The following is a 16,864-nucleotide window of genomic DNA, read 5'->3' as shown; positions in this document are numbered from 1 at the left end:
TCCATTCGAAGGCAGGGCAACGGAAAGCGAAATGCTGCCCTGATCCGCGGAAATTAGAAACCCTCTATTTCATGGGCGCGCAGGCGTCGGGCCAAGGCTTGCACCTGCTCATGGGAGAGGAATGCCTGTAATTGCGCGGCGCGAACGGCGCCGACACCCGGTTCAGCAAGCCATTGCTCGATGTTTCTGGAGGCCAGGGCGGACCAGTCGGCCCCAGGCGAGAAATGGCTGGGGGCCGGCAGGCCAAGGCCCCGCAGCCAACGTTCGAAAGGTTGCCGGCGCCCAAGGGAGAACGCCTGTAGCAAGCGTTCGGCTCGCGCCTGGGCGATACCCGGCACTTCCAGCAGGTCCTCCCGGGTCAACTCCAACCAATCGCTCAAGGTGGCGACCTTTCCGCTTTCGACCAGTTGATGCCAGACGCCGGAACCGACCCCGGCCATGTCCAGCCCCTTGTTGCCACCCAGCCAGGCCAGGCGGGCGAGAAACTGTTCCTGGCAGGCCGGGCTGGCCTGCCAGCAGCTCAGCAAGTGATGGTCCGCTGGATCGGGCACGAGCACTGGCGCTCGCAGCGGGCTGCGATGTACCACGCTCTCCACTCGTGGGATGGTCAGGCCTGCCAGGCTGACCGCCACCTGGTCACCCGGCCGGATGTCCAGTTGTGTCCAGCGGGCCAGGGAGCCGAGGCTGACCTGGCTGATCCGCCGGTCATCCAGTTGAATGGGCTCCAGTTGCAAAAGCGGTGTGATTCGCCCGGTCCGGCCGATGCGGAAGTGAATGTCGCGGACCTGCGCCAGGGCTTGGCTGAAGGGGTATTTCCAAGCGGCAATCCAGTAAGGGGCCTGGGCTCGCCAGCGCTGTGCAGGTGGTCGGGCGTCCTGGCGCAGGATCACGCCGTCGGTGGCGAAGGGCAGGGCAGTCCGGTACCAGTGCTGGCGCCAGTGCGCCGCGGCGTCGAAACCCTCGATGGCGACGCTGAAACGCTGGCTGTCGATAAAGCCCAGGGCGGTCAGTTGGGCCAACCGTTCAGCCTGGCTGCCTGGCCCTGCGGGCCAATCCCAGACGAACAGGCCGATGCCCGAGCCCTGCTCGTCGCTCAGTTGCTTGCGCGCCAGCAACCCGGCGACGATGCCTCGCGCGTTGGCGCTGCCCGCCTCGGCTTGCACGTGGTCGGCGAGGCGCCAGTAGAGTTCGCCTTGGAAAACGGTGTCCAGCGGTTGCGGCAGTTGCCGCACGATACGACCCAGCTGGGGGATGTGCCGGCTCCAGTCATGCCCCAGCACGCCATCACCTCGGCTGAGCAGTTGGGTCAGCTGGCCTTGTTGGTACACCAGCGATACGGCTACGCCATCGACCTTGGGCTGTATCCACATGCCTTGCCTGCCCTGAAGCCAGCGCTGTACCGCAGGCTCGTCGCGCAGCTTGTCGACGCCGGTGTGTGGCACGGGATGAGGGACCTGGCCACGTGCAGTGGCCAGGGGAGCGTCGTTGCTCGCCAGGTCGAAACAGCCTTGCAGGTGCCGAAGGTGTTGGCGGCTCTGGTCGTAGAGTTCGTCCGCCACCAGCGCGACGCCCTGGCGATGATAGTGATCGTCCCAGTGGGAGAGGGTCTTGAGCAGTTGACTGACTTCGGCACGGGCGCGCTGTGCCGGCCAGTCGGGGCACGGCCTGTGGTCGGCCAGGGCGAGGCCAGGGAGAAACAGCAATGGGATGAGCAGGCGCAGTGACATGGCCAGCCTCCTTGCGTGGCGTTTTTGGAGTGCTCAGCCTAGGCAGCGGGGGTGGATTCTGCGCTGGGGAAATGTCAGCCGATATTTCACAAAAAAGCCCCTGCCGATCGCTCGGCAGGGGCTTTCGTTTACCGCTGTAGGAGGCTTACAGGCCGGCAGCGTCACGCAGCGCCTGGGCACGGTCGGTGCGCTCCCAGGTGAAGGTGGTGAAGGTGTCGTCGCCGACGGTCTTCTGCTGCGGGGTACGGCCGAAGTGGCCGTAGGCGGCGGTTTCCTGGTACATCGGGTGCAACAGGTCGAGCATCTTGGTGATGGCGTACGGGCGCAGGTCGAAGCACTCGCGTACCAGCTGGACGATCTTGTCGTCGGACACCTTGCCAGTACCGAAGGTGTTGATCGAGATGGAGGTCGGCTGGGCTACGCCGATGGCGTAGGACACCTGGATCTCGCAGCGCTCGGCAAGGCCCGCGGCAACGATGTTCTTGGCCACGTAACGGCCGGCGTAGGCGGCCGAACGGTCGACTTTGGACGGGTCCTTGCCGGAGAACGCGCCGCCACCGTGGCGGGCCATGCCGCCGTAGCTGTCGACGATGATCTTGCGGCCGGTCAGGCCGCAGTCGCCCACCGGGCCACCAATGATGAAGTTGCCGGTCGGGTTGATGTGGTACTGGGTGCCCTTGTGCAGCAGCTCGGCCGGCAGGGTGTGCTTGACGATCAGCTCCATCACCGCTTCCTGCAGGTCTTTCTGTGACACTTCAGGGTTGTGCTGGGTGGACAGGACGACGGCGTCGATACCCACGACCCGGCCGTTCTCGTAGCGGCAGGTGACCTGGGACTTGGCGTCCGGGCGCAGCCAAGGCAGCAGGCCGGACTTGCGCGCTTCGGCCTGGCGCTCGACCAGGCGGTGCGAGAAGCAGATCGGCGCCGGCATCAGCACGTCGGTCTCGTTGCTGGCGTAGCCGAACATCAGGCCCTGGTCGCCGGCGCCCTGGTCTTCCGGCTTGGAGCGGTCGACGCCCTGGGCGATGTCCACCGACTGCTTGCCGATGATGTTCATCACGGCGCAGGTGGCGCCGTCGAAGCCGACGTCGGAGCTGTTGTAGCCGATGTCGATGATCACTTTGCGCACCAGCTCTTCCAGGTCGACCCAGGCCGAGGTGGTGACTTCGCCGGCGATGATGGCGACACCGGTCTTGACCAGGGTCTCGCAGGCGACGCGGGCGTATTTATCCTGGGCGATGATCGCGTCCAGGACTGCGTCGGAGATCTGGTCGGCGATCTTGTCCGGATGCCCTTCGGACACGGACTCGGAGGTGAAAAGGGAGTATTCGCTCATCTCGATGGGTTCCTGAAATTTACCGATGTTGTGTGTCGCCAGCGGCCCGCTGGAAGTGCCGGACCTGGATCTGGAAACCGTTACGCAAGCCCACGTAGAGGCTGTCCCCGGGGGTCAGCCCGGCAGCGTCGGCCCAACGGGCCAGGTCGTCCTGTTCGAAGCCAAGCCACAGGTCGCCGCAGGCTTCGCGGGCCCACCCCTGGTCATGGCTGCATAGCTCGGTGACCAGCAGGCTGCCGCCCGCCTTCACCCGTTTGGCCAGCAGGCGCAAGGCCAGGGCCGGGTCGCTGAAATGGTGCAGCACCATGTTCAGCACGACGCAGTCGGCTTCCACATCCGTTGCACTCAGTGCATCGGCCAACTGCAGGTTTACGTTACTCAATTCGTTGCGCTCGCAGACCTGGCGGGCCAGTTCGAGCATGGTCGGGCTGTTGTCCATGGCCGTGACCTGGGCGAAGCGCCGTGCCAGGTCGGGCAGGAAACCGCCGTCGCCGGGGCCGACCTCCAGGGCGCTGGCACCGGCCGCGAAGCTCAGGTTGTCGAGCAGCGCCAGCAGGCTTTCGCGGTACTGCGGCAGGCCGGCGATCAGGTCTTGCTGGGCGCGGAACTTCTCTTCAACGCGCAGGAAGAAGTCCTGGCTGGTGGCCGCGCGGCGCTGTTGGACCTGGGCGATGCGCGCTTGCACGTCCTGGGCCAGTGCGAGGTCGTCCACCTCTTCGAGCAGCGCCGTGTGCAGGCGGCCGCCCAGGCGCTGGCTGTCGGGCAGGGCGCGGCGGTAGAAGATCGCGTTGCCTTCGCGGCGGGTCGCAACCAGATCGGCCTGGGCCAGCACTTTCAGGTGGTGGCTCATGCCGGACTGGCCGATGTCGAAGATCTGCGCCAGTTCCAGCACGCCGAACGAGTCGTTGGCCAGCGCGCGCAGCACGTTCAGGCGCAACGGGTCGCCGCTGGCCTTGCACAGGGCGGCCAACGCGTCGTTACGTTGAGGCGTGATGGGGGCATTGACGTTCATGGGGCGGGAGTCTAGACAGGCATCGTTGCCCTAGCAAGACCAATATCAAAAAGTTTTGATATTGGTCGATGGGCGGAGGATGGGTTTGCCTGTGCGGGCCTCTTTGCGGGCAGTTCCGCTGTTTTCACCCAAATTGCCGAATAAACACAGGAAAAAAGCCCGACTGCGACCATCCGTCATTGCCCCCGGCCCCCGCAGTGGGCGAAAATGGCCGCCTTTTTTCGTTTCACTACTTATTCAAGCCCCAGGAGACTCAGCGATGCCCAGCCGTCGTGAACGTGCCAACGCCATTCGTGCCCTCAGCATGGATGCCGTGCAAAAGGCCAACAGCGGCCACCCAGGTGCCCCCATGGGTATGGCGGATATCGCCGAAGTGCTTTGGCGCGACTACCTGAAGCACAACCCGAGCAACCCGAGCTTCGCCGACCGTGACCGCTTCGTGCTGTCCAACGGCCACGGCTCGATGCTGATCTATTCGCTGCTGCACCTGACCGGCTATGACGTCACCCTCGATGACCTCAAGTCGTTCCGTCAGTTGCACAGCCGCACCCCGGGCCACCCGGAGTTCGGTTACACCCCAGGCGTCGAGACCACCACCGGCCCGTTGGGCCAGGGCCTGGCCAACGCCGTGGGCTTCGCCCTGGCGGAAAAAGTGCTTGCCGCCCAGTTCAACCGTGAAGGCCACAACATCGTCGACCACAACACCTACGTGTTCCTCGGCGACGGCTGCATGATGGAAGGCATCTCCCACGAAGTCGCCTCGCTGGCCGGCACCCTGGGCCTGAACAAGCTGGTCGCCTTCTACGACGACAACGGCATCTCCATCGACGGCGAAGTGCACGGCTGGTTCACCGACAACACCCCGGCGCGCTTCGAAGCCTACAACTGGCTGGTGATTCGCAACGTCAATGGCCACGACGCCGACGAGATCAAGACCGCCATCGAGACTGCGCGCAAGAGCGACCGTCCGACCCTGATCTGCTGCAAGACCATCATCGGCTTCGGCTCCCCGAACAAGCAGGGCAAGGAAGACTGCCACGGTGCTCCGCTGGGCAACGATGAAATCGCCCTGGCCCGCAAGGAACTGAACTGGAACCACGGCCCGTTCGAAATCCCGGCCGACATCAAGGCCGAGTGGGACGCCACGGACAAAGGTGCCAAGGTCGAAGCCGAGTGGAACAAGCGTTTCGATGCCTATGCCGCCGCCTTCCCGGAGCTGGCCAGCGAGCTCAAGCGCCGTCTGAGCGGCGAACTGCCGGCTGACTTCTCGGAGAAGGCCGCCGCCTACATCGCGGAAGTCGCCGCCAAGGGCGAAACCATCGCCAGCCGCAAGGCCAGCCAGAATGCCCTGAATGCCTTCGGCCCGTTGCTGCCCGAGTTCCTCGGCGGCTCGGCTGACCTGGCCGGCTCCAACCTGACCCTGTGGAAAGGTTGCAAGGGTGTCGAGGCCAACGACGCCAGCGGCAACTACGTGTTCTACGGTGTGCGTGAGTTCGGCATGACCGCGATCATGAACGGCGTCGCCCTGCACGGCGGCCTGGTACCGTACGGCGCGACCTTCCTGATGTTCATGGAATACGCCCGCAACGCGGTACGCATGTCGGCGCTGATGAAGCAGCGCGTGATCCACGTCTACACCCACGACTCCATTGGCCTGGGCGAAGACGGCCCGACCCACCAGCCGATCGAGCAGCTGACCAGCCTGCGCAGCACCCCTAACCTGGACACCTGGCGCCCGGCCGACGCAGTCGAGTCCGCCGTGTCCTGGAAAGCCGCTCTGGAGCGTAAGGATGGCCCGTCGGCGCTGATCTTCTCGCGCCAGAACCTGCAGCATCAGCCACGCGACGCCCAGCAGATCGCCGATATCGCCCGTGGCGGTTATGTGCTGAAAGACTGCGCCGGCGAGCCTGAGCTGATCCTGATCGCCACCGGTTCCGAAGTGGGCCTGGCGGTCCAGGCGTTCGACAAGCTGACCGAGCAGGGCCGCAAGGTCCGCGTCGTGTCGATGCCGAGCACCAGCGTGTTCGACGCCCAGGACGCCGCCTACAAGCAGTCGGTACTGCCGCTGCAAGTCGGTGCGCGCATCGCCATCGAAGCTGCTCATGCAGACTTCTGGTACAAGTACGTCGGCCTCGAAGGTCGCGTGATCGGCATGACCACCTACGGTGAGTCGGCGCCGGCCAGCGCGCTGTTCGAGGAATTCGGCTTCACCCTGGACAACATCCTGGGCACCGCCGAAGAGCTGCTGGAAGACTGATTCAGACTGTGCGAGGCGAGGGCGTTGCCCTCGTTTCGCGACGCAAGGCCGCTCCCACAAGGTATGGCGTACACCGTACCTTGTGGGAGCGGCCTTGCGTCGCGATGGGCCGCGACGCGGCCCCAAAAGCCATCATGCGTTAGCGAGCCATCGAATGCCCCACCCGCGTCCCTACAAAGTTGCACTCAACGGTTACGGCCGCATCGGCCGCTGTGTCCTGCGCGCGCTGTTTGAGCGAGGGGCGAAGGCCGGTTTCGAGATCGTCGCGCTGAACGACCTGGCCGACCAGGCCAGCCTGGAATACCTGACGCGCTTCGACTCCACCCACGGGCGTTTCCCCGGCGAGGTGAAGGTCGACGGCGACTGTCTGCATATCAATGGCGACTGCGTGAAAGTGCTGCGCAGCGCCACCCCCGAAGGCATCGATTGGGCGGCCCTGGGCATCGACCTGGTGCTGGAGTGCTCCGGTGCCTATAACAGCCGGGCCGACGGCCAGCGTTTCATCGACGCCGGCGCGCCCCGGGTGCTGTTCTCCCAGCCCATGGCCAGCGAGGCGGACGTCGATGCCACGGTGGTCTACGGCGTGAACCAGGATTGCCTGACCGGCGATGAGCTGCTGGTGTCGAACGCCTCCTGCACCACCAACTGCGGCGTGCCGCTGCTGCGTGTGCTGGACCAGGCCTTCGGCATCGAGTACGTGCAGATCACCACCATCCACTCGGCGATGAACGACCAGCCGGTGATCGACGCCTACCACCACGAAGACTTGCGCCGCACCCGTTCGGCATTCCAGTCGGTGATCCCGGTGTCCACTGGCCTGGCGCGCGGCATCGAGCGACTGCTGCCGGAACTTGCCGGGCGAATTCAGGCCAAAGCGGTACGCGTGCCCACTGTCAACGTGTCGTGCCTGGACATCACCCTGCAGACCTCCCGCGATACCAGCACCGAGGAGGTCAACCGGGTGCTGCGCGAGGCCGCCCTGGACGGCCCGCTGAAAGGCCTGCTGGCCTACACCGAGCTGCCCCACGCCAGCTGTGATTTCAACCATGACCCGCATTCGGCCATCGTCGATGCCAGCCAGACCCGCGTCTCAGGCCCACGCCTGGTGAACCTGCTGGCCTGGTTCGACAACGAATGGGGGTTCGCCAACCGTATGCTCGACGTTGCGGAGCACTTCCTGCACGTCGTCCACCCAACCCGCACCAAACAGCCCTGAAGGACTGCATTCATGACCGTGTTGAAGATGACCGACCTCGACCTGCAAGGTAAGCGCGTACTGATCCGCGAAGACCTCAACGTGCCTGTGAAGGACGGTGTGGTAACCAGCGATGCGCGTATCCTGGCAGCGCTGCCGACCATCAAGCTGGCCCTGGAAAAGGGCGCGGCGGTAATGGTCTGCTCGCACCTGGGCCGCCCGACCGAAGGCGAGTTCTCCGAAGAGAACAGCCTGAAGCCGGTCGCCGCTTACCTGAGCAAGGCCCTGGGCCGCGAAGTGCCGCTGGTCGCCGATTACCTCGACGGCGTCGAAGTGAAGGCCGGTGACCTGGTGCTGTTCGAGAACGTGCGCTTCAACAAGGGCGAGAAGAAGAACGCCGACGAGCTGGCGCAGAAGTACGCCGCCCTGTGCGACGTGTTCGTCATGGACGCCTTCGGCACCGCCCACCGCGCCGAGGGCTCCACCCACGGTGTTGCCAAGTTCGCCAAGGTCGCGACCGCAGGCCCGCTGCTGGCTGCCGAACTGGATGCCCTGGGCAAGGCCCTGAAAGCCCCGGCCAAGCCGATGGCCGCCATCGTTGCCGGCTCCAAGGTCTCCACCAAACTGGACGTGCTGAACAGCCTGAGCACTGTGTGCGATCAGCTGATCGTCGGTGGCGGTATCGCCAACACCTTCCTCGCCGCCGCCGGTCACCCGGTCGGCAAGTCGCTGTACGAACCCGACCTGGTCGAGACCGCCAAGGCCATCGCCGCCAAGGTCAGCGTGCCGCTGCCGGTCGACGTGGTGGTTGCCAAGGCATTCGCAGAAGACGCCGAAGCCACTGTAAAGGCCATCGCCGACGTGGCTGCCGACGACATGATCCTGGACATTGGTCCAAAGACCGCCGAGCAGTTCGCCGAATTGCTGAAGACCTCGAAGACTATTCTGTGGAACGGTCCGGTCGGCGTGTTCGAGTTCGACCAGTTCGGCAACGGCACCAAAGTGCTGGCCAAGGCCATTGCCGACAGCGCCGCGTTCTCCATCGCCGGTGGTGGTGACACCCTGGCGGCCATCGACAAGTATGGCGTTGGTGCCGATATCTCCTACATTTCTACCGGTGGCGGCGCGTTCCTCGAGTTCGTCGAGGGCAAGGTCCTGCCTGCGGTGGCAATCCTGGAAGAGCGGGCCAAGGCCTGATTTTGAAGGCGCCTGGCAAAGGGAGCGACCTGATGGTCAAGCAATTGCCTGTGATGATCGTGGCCGTGTTGCTGGGCGCCTGCTCCAGCAATCGGGGCAGCGACGCAGATCCGGCGCAGCCGCCCAAGGGCGGTTGCTACCAGTCCCAGTGGCAGGCCGAGACCGCGCCGGTGATCAACAAGCGCCTGGGCCCGGATGGCCTGGAAAAATACGACGACGAACACCAGCGCAAGGCGGCCGGCTGCCCTTGATCGGGTGGCGGGCAACCTAACGCGGGTTTCGTGGTCTTGGACATTGGGGCCGCTGTGCGGCCCATCGCCGGCAAAGCCGGCTCCTACAGGCGACGCGATCCCTGTAGGAGGCGGCTTTGCCGGCGATGGGCTGCATAGCAGCCCTCAACGAGGTTTTAGGATGAAAGCGCTTCTGGCCACGTTGGCCCTGGCGACCCTGGCAGGCTGCTCGATGCTGCAACCTGCCCAACCCGCCCCGGCGGACAACTGGACCCGCTGGGTCTGCGACAGCCAGGCCGAGGTGCTGTGGCGTTTCACCGACGCGAAACAGGATGCGGTTGACGTGCGCCTTGGCGGCGGCGACCAGGTCTACCGGCTCAAGTCCGAGCCGGGCGCCTCGGGCGCGCTGTACAGCGATGGCGTGCTCGCCCTGCACACCAAAGGCAATGAAGGCCTGGTGTACTGGGTGGCAACCAACGATCTGATTGGGCGGGGCTGCAAGGCACCGTGACTGGCCGGGCCGCATGGATGGCCCACACTACTTGAACAGCAACCGCCCCTGCGGCAGGCTTGCACGAAACAACGACGCTTGTCGGGAGAGAGATACACAATGGCACTCATTAGCATGCGCCAGATGCTGGACCACGCCGCCGAGTTCGGTTACGGCGTACCGGCTTTCAACGTCAACAACCTCGAGCAGATGCGCGCCATCATGGAAGCCGCCGACAAGACCGACTCTCCGGTCATCGTCCAGGCCTCCGCCGGTGCCCGCAAGTACGCTGGCGCCCCGTTCCTGCGCCACCTGATCCTGGCCGCCATCGAAGAGTTCCCGCACATCCCGGTGTGCATGCACCAGGACCACGGCACCAGCCCTGACGTGTGCCAGCGCTCGATCCAGCTGGGCTTCAGCTCGGTAATGATGGACGGCTCGCTGGGTGAAGATGGCAAGACCCCGACCGAATACGAGTACAACGTCCGCGTCACCCAGCAGACCGTTGCCATGGCGCACGCCTGCGGCGTTTCGGTGGAAGGCGAGCTGGGCTGCCTGGGCTCGCTGGAAACCGGCATGGCCGGTGAAGAAGACGGCATCGGCGCCGAAGGCGTGCTGGACCACAGCCAGATGCTGACCGACCCGGAAGAGGCCGCCGACTTCGTCAAGAAGACCCAGGTGGACGCCCTGGCCATCGCCATCGGCACCAGCCACGGCGCCTACAAGTTCACCAAGCCACCGACTGGTGACGTGCTGGCGATCGACCGTATCAAGGAAATCCACAAGCGCATCCCCAACACCCACCTGGTGATGCACGGTTCGTCCTCGGTGCCGCAAGAGTGGCTGGCGATCATCAACCAGTACGGTGGCGACATCAAAGAGACCTACGGCGTGCCGGTCGAAGAGATCGTCGAAGGCATCAAGTACGGCGTGCGCAAGGTCAACATCGACACCGACCTGCGCCTGGCCTCCACCGGCGCCATGCGTCGCCTGATGGCGCAGAACCCGAGCGAGTTCGACCCACGCAAGTTCTTCGGTGAAACCGTCAAGGCCATGCGTGACGTGTGCATCGCTCGCTACGAAGCCTTTGGCACCGCCGGCAACGCCTCGAAGATCAAGCCGATCTCCCTGGAAGGCATGTTCCAGCGTTACGCCAAGGGCGAGCTGGCCGCCAAGATCAACTGATCCGGCGTCGCTTCACAAAAAAACCCGCAGTGATGCGGGTTTTTTTGTGCCTGGGTGAAGGGGGGGCCAGGTGCGCTCCTCTTTGGGAGCAAGGGTCTTGTGCTGACGATACCGGCCATTCGCCGGCAAAGCCGGCTCCTACAGGGCCCACACCAGCCTCAAGATCAGCGTTGTATCTGTAGGAGCCGGCTTTGCCGGCGAATGGGCTGCAGCGTTCATACCGTTAGTCGGCTAACATCACTTCCGATGGCTTATAGCCATCTGCACGCGTTGCGTCTTCGGTCCCCGAGTCTAGAGTAAAGATCGGATCCAATGGCTCGTCGTAATCGGCCTAACAAGAGAAGCAGCATGGATGTCGCTCACACTCAACCACCGGACAATCGCTCGGTTCTGCTCGTCGTAGACGATTACCCGGAGAATCTCATCAGCATGCGGGCCTTGCTGTCCCGCCAGGACTGGCAGGTATTGACCGCCAGCTCAGGGATGGAAGCCCTGAGTGCCCTGCTGGAAAACGAGGTCGACCTCGTGCTGCTCGATGTGCAGATGCCCGAAATGGACGGCTTTGAGGTCGCCCGGCTGATGCGTGGCAGCCAGCGGACCCGGCTGACGCCGATCATCTTCCTCACCGCCAATGAACAGTCCGAGGCCGCCGTGCTCAAGGGCTACGCCAATGGCGCGGTGGACTACCTGTTCAAGCCGTTCGACCCGCAGATCCTCAAACCCAAAGTCCAGGCGCTGCTCGAGCAACAGCGCAACCGACGCATGCTGCAGAGCCTGACCCGCGAGCTGGAATCGGCCCGTGCCTTCAATGCCTCGATCCTCGAGAACGCCGCCGAAGGCATCCTGGTGGTGGACGAATCGGGCACCATCAATTTCGCCAACCCGGCGATCTCGCGTCTGCTCGACACACCGGTGGAGAAGCTGCAGGGCGCGCATGTGCTGGATTTGATTCAGTTGCCATGCGCCAACCTGTGGCATGAGTCGGATTTTTACCAGGCTTACCTCAAGCGCCAGATCTTCCGGGTCCACGACGCGCAGTTGCGCACCGTCAGCGGCCAGCTGATACCCGTGGCGCTTTCCTGTGCGCCGCTGCCCGCCGAGCAGCGGGCGATGGTGGTGACGGTGCTGGACATGTCGGTGGTGCGCAGCCTGCACCAGCAACTGGAGTACCAGGCGGTCACCGACCCGCTGACCGGCCTGCTCAACCGCCGCGGTTTCTACCAGGCCGCCGAGGGCGCGCTGATGCGCAATGAGCGCTCCGACAAGGTTCGCGCCCTGATGTACATGGACCTGGACGGTTTCAAGCGAATCAATGATTTGCTTGGGCACGAAGCCGGGGACAAGGTACTGCGCTGGGTCGCCGAGCAGCTCAAGGAGTGCCTGGGCAGCGAGGCGTTGCTGGCGCGCATGGGCGGGGACGAGTTCACTGCGTTGTTCGATGGTTTGCCGTACCCGGAGCAGGCCGGGCGCTACGCCGAGAAATTGCTCGAACGGATGTCCAGCTTCCAGCAACTCGATGGGTTGGAAGTCAGCCTCGGCGTGAGCATTGGTATCGCCACCTACCCGGACTGCGGCGCCAATGTCGAAGGGCTGCTGCGCGCGGCCGATGCTGCCATGTATGCGGCCAAGCAAGCCGGGCGACAGCAGTATCGCTTCTATGACGAAGAGCTCAACGGCCGCGCCCGTTCGCGATTGATGCTCGAAGACAGTGTGCGTGAAGCCATCGAGCAGAACGACTTCACGTTGGTCTACCAGCCCCAGGTAGCCTTTGCCGATGGTCGCCTGCGTGGCTTCGAGGCCCTGCTGCGCTGGCAGCACCCGAGCGTCGGCGATGTGCCGCCCGGGCTGTTCATCCCGCTGCTCGAAGAGGCACGGCTGATCAACCGCCTGGCCAGCTGGATCTACCGCAAGGGCGCCGCCCAGCGCCGGGAGTGGGGCGAGCGCTTTGGCTCGCAGCTGGTCCTGGGGATCAGCCTCAGCCGGGCGCAGTTCGCCATGCCGGGCCTGGCCGATGAGCTGGCACGGGTACTCGACGAGCATGGCTTGCAGCCGGCCCAGTTGGAAGTGGAGGTGGCCGAGACTTCGCTGATGTACAACATCGACGCCGCGGTGAAGCAGGTGCATCGTCTGCGCGAGCTGGGCATCCGCGTGGCGCTGGATGATTTTGGCGCTGGCGACTGCTCGTTGCGCATGTTGCGCGACTTGCCCATCGACACGTTGAAAATCGACCGCCACCTGGTGGCGCGGCTGCCGGAGTCGGCGGCGGACATCGCCATGGCCCGCAGTGTCATCGGCCTGTGCGCCGACTATGGCATCACCGTGATTGCCGAGGGCGTGGAAACCAAGGCCCAGGCCGACTGGCTCAAGAGCAGCGGTTGCACCTATGTGCAGGGGTTCCTGGTCGCCCGCCCGATGACCGCCAGTGATGCCAGTGGTTTTCCGCCGATTTTCCCCTGGACCCCGTGATTGGCTACACTCGCGTCTTCCCAGTCCGACCCTCCCGCCATGACCGCACTTCGCTATCTGCAAGCCTACCCGCCTCACCTCCAGGAACAGGTGCGCCAGATGATCGCCAGCCAACGCCTGGGCGACTACCTGCAGCAGCGTTACCCCGAGCATCACGCGGTGCAGAACGACAAGGCGCTGTACACCTACGCCCAGGACCTCAAGCAACAGTACCTGCGCAGCGCGCCGCCGCTGGACAAGGTGCTGTTCGACAACCGCCTGGACCTCACCCATCGCGCGTTGGGGCTGAACACCGCGGTGTCGCGTGTGCAGGGTGGCAAGCTCAAGGCGAAGAAGGAGATCCGCGTCGCCTCGCTGTTCAAGGAGGCTGCGCCGCAGTTCCTGCGCATGATCGTGGTGCATGAGCTGGCGCACCTGAAGGAGCGCGACCACAACAAGGCGTTCTACCAGCTCTGCCAGCACATGGAGCCGGACTACCATCAACTGGAATTCGACCTGCGCGTCTACCTGACCTATCGGGAGCTGCCGGGCAACACCTGAGGGACAAGCACCCCATGACCACGGAAGTGAGCAAGACCCGCAGCAGCTTCTACCGCCGCCTGTACGTGGCCTGGCTGATCGACAGCCAGACCGCCACCAGCGTGCCGGCATTGATGGAGGCTACCGGTATGCCGCGGCGCACCGCCCAGGACACCATCACCGCCCTGGCCGACCTGGACATCGTCTGCGAGTTCGAGCAGCAGGCCGGGGCGCGCAACCATGCCGGGCACTACCGCATCCGCGACTGGGGTGCCATCGACAAGCAGTGGATCATCCAGCACCTGCGCCAGATCCGCGAAGTGCTGGGCTACCCCTGAGCGGGAAGGCGCGGCGCAACCTCTGTAGGAGCGGCTTAAGCCGCGATCACCGGCGCAGCCGGTGCCATGCAACGCGTCGCTTGTATCGCGGCTAAAGCCGCTCCTACAGGGACCGTGCCGACTCTTCACACCACACCCAATTTTCAGGATGTTCCGATGTCTGCCAAGGCCATCAACGCACGTTTCAGCAACTACGCCGCCATGGCCGATGGTGTCGCCACCCTGCTGTTCCCCCACGCCGAAGTCGTGGTTCACGAACTGCGCAGCCAGACCGTGGTGCATATCGCCAACAACATCTCCAAGCGGCAGTTGGGCGACGACTCGGCGCTCGAGGACCTGCCAGGCGAGCTGAGTACCGACACGCCGTTGGGGCCCTACGAAAAGCTCAACTGGAACGGCCAGAAAGTTCGCTCGATCAGCAGCGTCATGGTCGATGACGCTGGGGTACCCGAGGCGCTGCTGTGCATCAATTTCAATGTCTCGGTGCTGGAGCAGGCCAAGCAGGCGCTGGACCTGTTCTTCCAGGCCAGCCGCTTGCTGCCCCAGCCCGACGTGCTGTTCCGCGACGATTGGCAGGAGCGCATCAACACCTTCCTGCATGGCTGGCTCAGGGAGCGTGGCTTGAGCCTCGATGGCCTCACCCGCGAGCACAAGCGCGAGCTGGTGGAGGCGCTGCACGGTGAAGGGGCTTTCCGCGGCGGCAGCGCCTACGACTACGTGGCCAATGTCCTGGGCATGGGCCGGGCGACGATCTACAAGTACGTGAAGATTGCCCGGGAGGCCTGAGGCCCGCGAGCCGGTGGTCCGTTGCCGGCTTGTGCTTTGTGGAAAATTATTCTACGGTGGATTTTTATTCCATTGATGGTGGCCTATACCCGCCGTCTGACCCAGGAGCATCCACCCGTGGCAATCGACGACATTGCGCTCGATCAGCTGTACCAGTCCATCCACCTGGCCCATGCCGCCCTGCGCCCCCAGGTGCCGGTGACGCCGCTGGCGCGTAGCCCCGGCCTTTCGGCGATGACGGGATGCGACGTCCACCTCAAGTGCGAACACCTGCAGCTCACCGGCTCCTTCAAGTTTCGCGGCGCCAGCAACAAGCTGCGGCTGCTGGATGCCGAGCAACGTACCAAGGGCGTAATCGCGGCCTCTTCCGGCAATCATGGTCAGGGGCTGGCGCTGGCCGGGCAGCTACTTGGTGTGCCGGTGACCGTGCATGTCAGCCATGAGGCCTCGCCCGTGAAGATCGATGCCATGCGTCAGCTTGGCGCCGAGGTGACGGTGCTGGACGTCGACTCTCTGGGCGCCGAAATGCACGCCCGTCGCGAAGCCGAGCGCCAGGGCAAGCCGTTCGTCTCGCCCTACAACGACCTGGAAGTGATCGCCGGGCAGGGCACCATCGGCATGGAGTTGTTCGACCAGGCGCCGGACCTGGACGCGGTGTTCGTCGCTGTGGGGGGCGGTGGCATGGTGTCCGGCATCGCCACCGCCTTGCACATGTTGTCCCCTTCGACCGAAATCATCGGCTGCTGGCCGGCCAATGCGCCGACCTTGCAGCGCTCGCTTGAAGTTGGCCGGATCATCGACATGGAAGAGCAGCCCACGCTGTCCGATGGGACCGCCGGAGGCGTGGAACAGGACGCCGTCACCTTCCCGATTCTCCAGCGGCTGCTGAAGAAAACCGTGTTGGTGAGTGAGGACGAGATCAAGCAGGCCATGCGCGACGCCGCCGTTTGTGAGCGCTGGATCATCGAGGGGGCCGCCGCAGTGGCGCTGGCAGGCATGAAGCAGGTCGCGGGGGATTACCAGGGTAAGAAAGTGGCGGTGATCCTGTGCGGGCGCAACGTGAAGCTGGAGACCTTTCTCGAGGCCATGGCATGAAAATCCATGAACGTGACGCGATCATCGCCAACCTGGACCTCGACGAGGCCGTGCGCAGGCTGGAGCAGGGCTTCGTGGCCTATTCACAGGGGCGGGTCCAGGCGCCCCCCGTGCAGGCTTTCGTGTTTGCGCAGGCCAATGGCGACTGCTGCGTGAAGTCCGCCTATCTCGAAGGCGGCGATACCTTCACCGTCAAGGTCTCCACGGGTTTCTACGACAATCCCGCGCAGGGCCTGGAAAGCAATGACGGCCTGATGCTGGTGTTCAGCGCGCGCACGGGCCAACCGCTGGCCCTGCTGGCTGACCAGGGTTGGCTGACCTGCATGCGCACCGCCCTGGCCGGGCGCATCGTGGCGCGGTTGCTGGCGCCGCGCCAGGTCGAGCGCATTGGCATCCTGGGCACCGGCACCCAGGCACGCATGCAGCTTGAGCAACTGATGCCGGTTATCCCCTGTCGCGAGTTGAGTGTCTGGGGCCGCAGCGACGCTGGGCTGGCCAGTTACCGTGATTTCGCCGAGCGGCTGGGTTTCACGGTGCGCCTGGAACATGAGCCGCGGGCCGTGGCAGAGGCCGCAAACCTCATCATCACTGCAACGCCTTCGCGCGAAGCCCTGCTCGATAGCGATTGGGTCCGCCCCGGCACCCATATCACCGCGGTCGGTGCCGATGCGCCTGGCAAGCAGGAGCTCGCTGCACATCTAGTGGCGAAGGCCGACCTGGTCGTGGTCGATTCGCTCAGCCAATGCAGCCAGTACGGTGAAGTCTCCCATGCGCTGCAGGCCGGGTTGCTCGAACGCTCGCGCTTGCTGGAACTGGGCACCTTGCTCGGCAATCCCAGCATGGGGCGCGCCAGTGACGACCAGTTGACCGTGGCGGACCTGACCGGTGTAGCGATCCAGGACGCGCAGATCGCTTGCTACGCTTACCAGGCGTTGCGGCACTGAGGACCCTGTAGTTCGACCAAAATAGAGGCTATTTGATATTACTTGCCGCTGCCGTCGGCAACAGGCTTTGTGTAATCTGCAAGGTCT

15 protein-coding genes are annotated in these 16,864 nt (G+C 64.5%); 12 read left to right on the top strand and 3 right to left on the bottom strand.

From position 1 onward, the window contains the following. Positions 1-53: 53 nt before the first annotated feature. The 3 genes from ligB to PSEEN_RS23225 form a co-directional block, all read right to left on the bottom strand. Positions 54-1,727 (bottom strand): NAD-dependent DNA ligase LigB, encoded by a 1,674-nt coding sequence (ligB, locus tag PSEEN_RS23235; protein WP_011536021.1) that lies wholly within the window; start codon positions 1,725-1,727, stop codon positions 54-56. Between the two features lie 145 nt (positions 1,728-1,872). Beyond that, on the bottom strand, positions 1,873-3,063 hold the full coding sequence (metK, locus tag PSEEN_RS23230) for a methionine adenosyltransferase (protein ID WP_011536020.1): 1,191 nt from the start codon (positions 3,061-3,063) through the stop codon (positions 1,873-1,875). A 19-nt stretch (positions 3,064-3,082) separates the two neighbouring features. Next, complete coding sequence (locus PSEEN_RS23225) at positions 3,083-4,075, bottom strand: ArsR/SmtB family transcription factor (protein ID WP_011536019.1); 993 nt, start codon at positions 4,073-4,075, stop codon at positions 3,083-3,085. A gap of 259 nt (positions 4,076-4,334) precedes the next feature. Between PSEEN_RS23225 and tkt the strand changes: the two genes are divergently transcribed. The 12 genes from tkt to PSEEN_RS23165 all read left to right on the top strand — a co-directional run bounded on the left by tkt (position 4,335) and on the right by PSEEN_RS23165 (position 16,777). Then, positions 4,335-6,332 carry a transketolase gene (gene tkt, locus PSEEN_RS23220; protein WP_011536018.1) on the top strand — a complete coding sequence of 666 codons (1,998 nt, stop codon included), beginning with the start codon at positions 4,335-4,337 and terminating at the stop codon, positions 6,330-6,332. Between the two features lie 154 nt (positions 6,333-6,486). After that, positions 6,487-7,548 carry an erythrose-4-phosphate dehydrogenase gene (gene epd, locus PSEEN_RS23215; protein WP_011536017.1) on the top strand — a complete coding sequence of 354 codons (1,062 nt, stop codon included), beginning with the start codon at positions 6,487-6,489 and terminating at the stop codon, positions 7,546-7,548. 12 nt (positions 7,549-7,560) lie between these two features. Continuing rightward, positions 7,561-8,724, top strand: coding sequence for a phosphoglycerate kinase (locus tag PSEEN_RS23210; RefSeq protein ID WP_011536016.1), 1,164 nt, complete (start codon positions 7,561-7,563; stop codon positions 8,722-8,724). After that, a complete protein-coding gene (locus tag PSEEN_RS23205; RefSeq protein WP_158020305.1) occupies positions 8,724-8,975 on the top strand; it encodes a hypothetical protein in 252 nt (83 codons plus the stop codon). Before PSEEN_RS23210 ends, PSEEN_RS23205 begins: the two co-directional genes overlap by 1 nt. A gap of 160 nt (positions 8,976-9,135) precedes the next feature. Further along, positions 9,136-9,465: an MliC family protein gene (locus PSEEN_RS23200; RefSeq protein ID WP_011536014.1), complete on the top strand. Its 330-nt coding sequence runs from the start codon at positions 9,136-9,138 to the stop codon at positions 9,463-9,465. Between the two features lie 99 nt (positions 9,466-9,564). Further along, positions 9,565-10,629: a class II fructose-bisphosphate aldolase gene (fba, locus tag PSEEN_RS23195; protein ID WP_011536013.1), complete on the top strand. Its 1,065-nt coding sequence runs from the start codon at positions 9,565-9,567 to the stop codon at positions 10,627-10,629. Between the two features lie 348 nt (positions 10,630-10,977). Next, complete coding sequence (locus PSEEN_RS23190) at positions 10,978-13,095, top strand: putative bifunctional diguanylate cyclase/phosphodiesterase (RefSeq protein ID WP_011536012.1); 2,118 nt, start codon at positions 10,978-10,980, stop codon at positions 13,093-13,095. Between the two features lie 39 nt (positions 13,096-13,134). Next, a complete protein-coding gene (locus PSEEN_RS23185; RefSeq protein ID WP_011536011.1) occupies positions 13,135-13,635 on the top strand; it encodes a M48 metallopeptidase family protein in 501 nt (166 codons plus the stop codon). Positions 13,636-13,649: 14 nt separating this feature from the next. Continuing rightward, positions 13,650-13,952 (top strand): winged helix-turn-helix domain-containing protein, encoded by a 303-nt coding sequence (locus PSEEN_RS23180; protein WP_011536010.1) that lies wholly within the window; start codon positions 13,650-13,652, stop codon positions 13,950-13,952. A 156-nt stretch (positions 13,953-14,108) separates the two neighbouring features. Beyond that, on the top strand, positions 14,109-14,738 hold the full coding sequence (locus PSEEN_RS23175) for a helix-turn-helix transcriptional regulator (RefSeq protein ID WP_011536009.1): 630 nt from the start codon (positions 14,109-14,111) through the stop codon (positions 14,736-14,738). A gap of 75 nt (positions 14,739-14,813) precedes the next feature. Next, the gene (locus PSEEN_RS23170) at positions 14,814-15,833 is read left to right on the top strand and encodes a threonine/serine dehydratase (RefSeq protein WP_044488511.1); all 1,020 of its coding nucleotides are present in this window, start codon (positions 14,814-14,816) and stop codon (positions 15,831-15,833) included. Further along, entirely contained in the window at positions 15,830-16,777 is a 948-nt protein-coding gene (locus PSEEN_RS23165) for an ornithine cyclodeaminase family protein (protein ID WP_011536007.1), read from the top strand. The genes PSEEN_RS23170 and PSEEN_RS23165 overlap by 4 nt, the downstream gene beginning before the upstream one ends. Positions 16,778-16,864: the final 87 nt, after the last annotated feature.

Origin of the sequence: Pseudomonas entomophila L48 (genome assembly GCF_000026105.1) — a bacterium.
In the GTDB taxonomy this organism is placed as follows: domain Bacteria; phylum Pseudomonadota; class Gammaproteobacteria; order Pseudomonadales; family Pseudomonadaceae; genus Aquipseudomonas; species Aquipseudomonas entomophila.
Note: the sequence above shows the minus strand (reverse complement) of the source record. Positions and strands in the feature narration are given on the sequence as shown.

Coding starts and splice junctions, on each gene's coding strand:
- PSEEN_RS23210 (WP_011536016.1), top strand. CDS start 7,561: ATGACCGTGTTGAAGATGACCGACCTCGACCTGCAAGGTAAGCGCGTA.
- ligB (WP_011536021.1), bottom strand. CDS start 1,727: ATGTCACTGCGCCTGCTCATCCCATTGCTGTTTCTCCCTGGCCTCGCC.
- PSEEN_RS23165 (WP_011536007.1), top strand. CDS start 15,830: ATGAAAATCCATGAACGTGACGCGATCATCGCCAACCTGGACCTCGAC.
- PSEEN_RS23190 (WP_011536012.1), top strand. CDS start 10,978: ATGGATGTCGCTCACACTCAACCACCGGACAATCGCTCGGTTCTGCTC.
- epd (WP_011536017.1), top strand. CDS start 6,487: ATGCCCCACCCGCGTCCCTACAAAGTTGCACTCAACGGTTACGGCCGC.
- PSEEN_RS23225 (WP_011536019.1), bottom strand. CDS start 4,075: ATGAACGTCAATGCCCCCATCACGCCTCAACGTAACGACGCGTTGGCC.
- PSEEN_RS23175 (WP_011536009.1), top strand. CDS start 14,109: ATGTCTGCCAAGGCCATCAACGCACGTTTCAGCAACTACGCCGCCATG.
- tkt (WP_011536018.1), top strand. CDS start 4,335: ATGCCCAGCCGTCGTGAACGTGCCAACGCCATTCGTGCCCTCAGCATG.
- metK (WP_011536020.1), bottom strand. CDS start 3,063: ATGAGCGAATACTCCCTTTTCACCTCCGAGTCCGTGTCCGAAGGGCAT.
- PSEEN_RS23180 (WP_011536010.1), top strand. CDS start 13,650: ATGACCACGGAAGTGAGCAAGACCCGCAGCAGCTTCTACCGCCGCCTG.
- PSEEN_RS23185 (WP_011536011.1), top strand. CDS start 13,135: ATGACCGCACTTCGCTATCTGCAAGCCTACCCGCCTCACCTCCAGGAA.
- PSEEN_RS23200 (WP_011536014.1), top strand. CDS start 9,136: ATGAAAGCGCTTCTGGCCACGTTGGCCCTGGCGACCCTGGCAGGCTGC.
- fba (WP_011536013.1), top strand. CDS start 9,565: ATGGCACTCATTAGCATGCGCCAGATGCTGGACCACGCCGCCGAGTTC.
- PSEEN_RS23170 (WP_044488511.1), top strand. CDS start 14,814: ATGGTGGCCTATACCCGCCGTCTGACCCAGGAGCATCCACCCGTGGCA.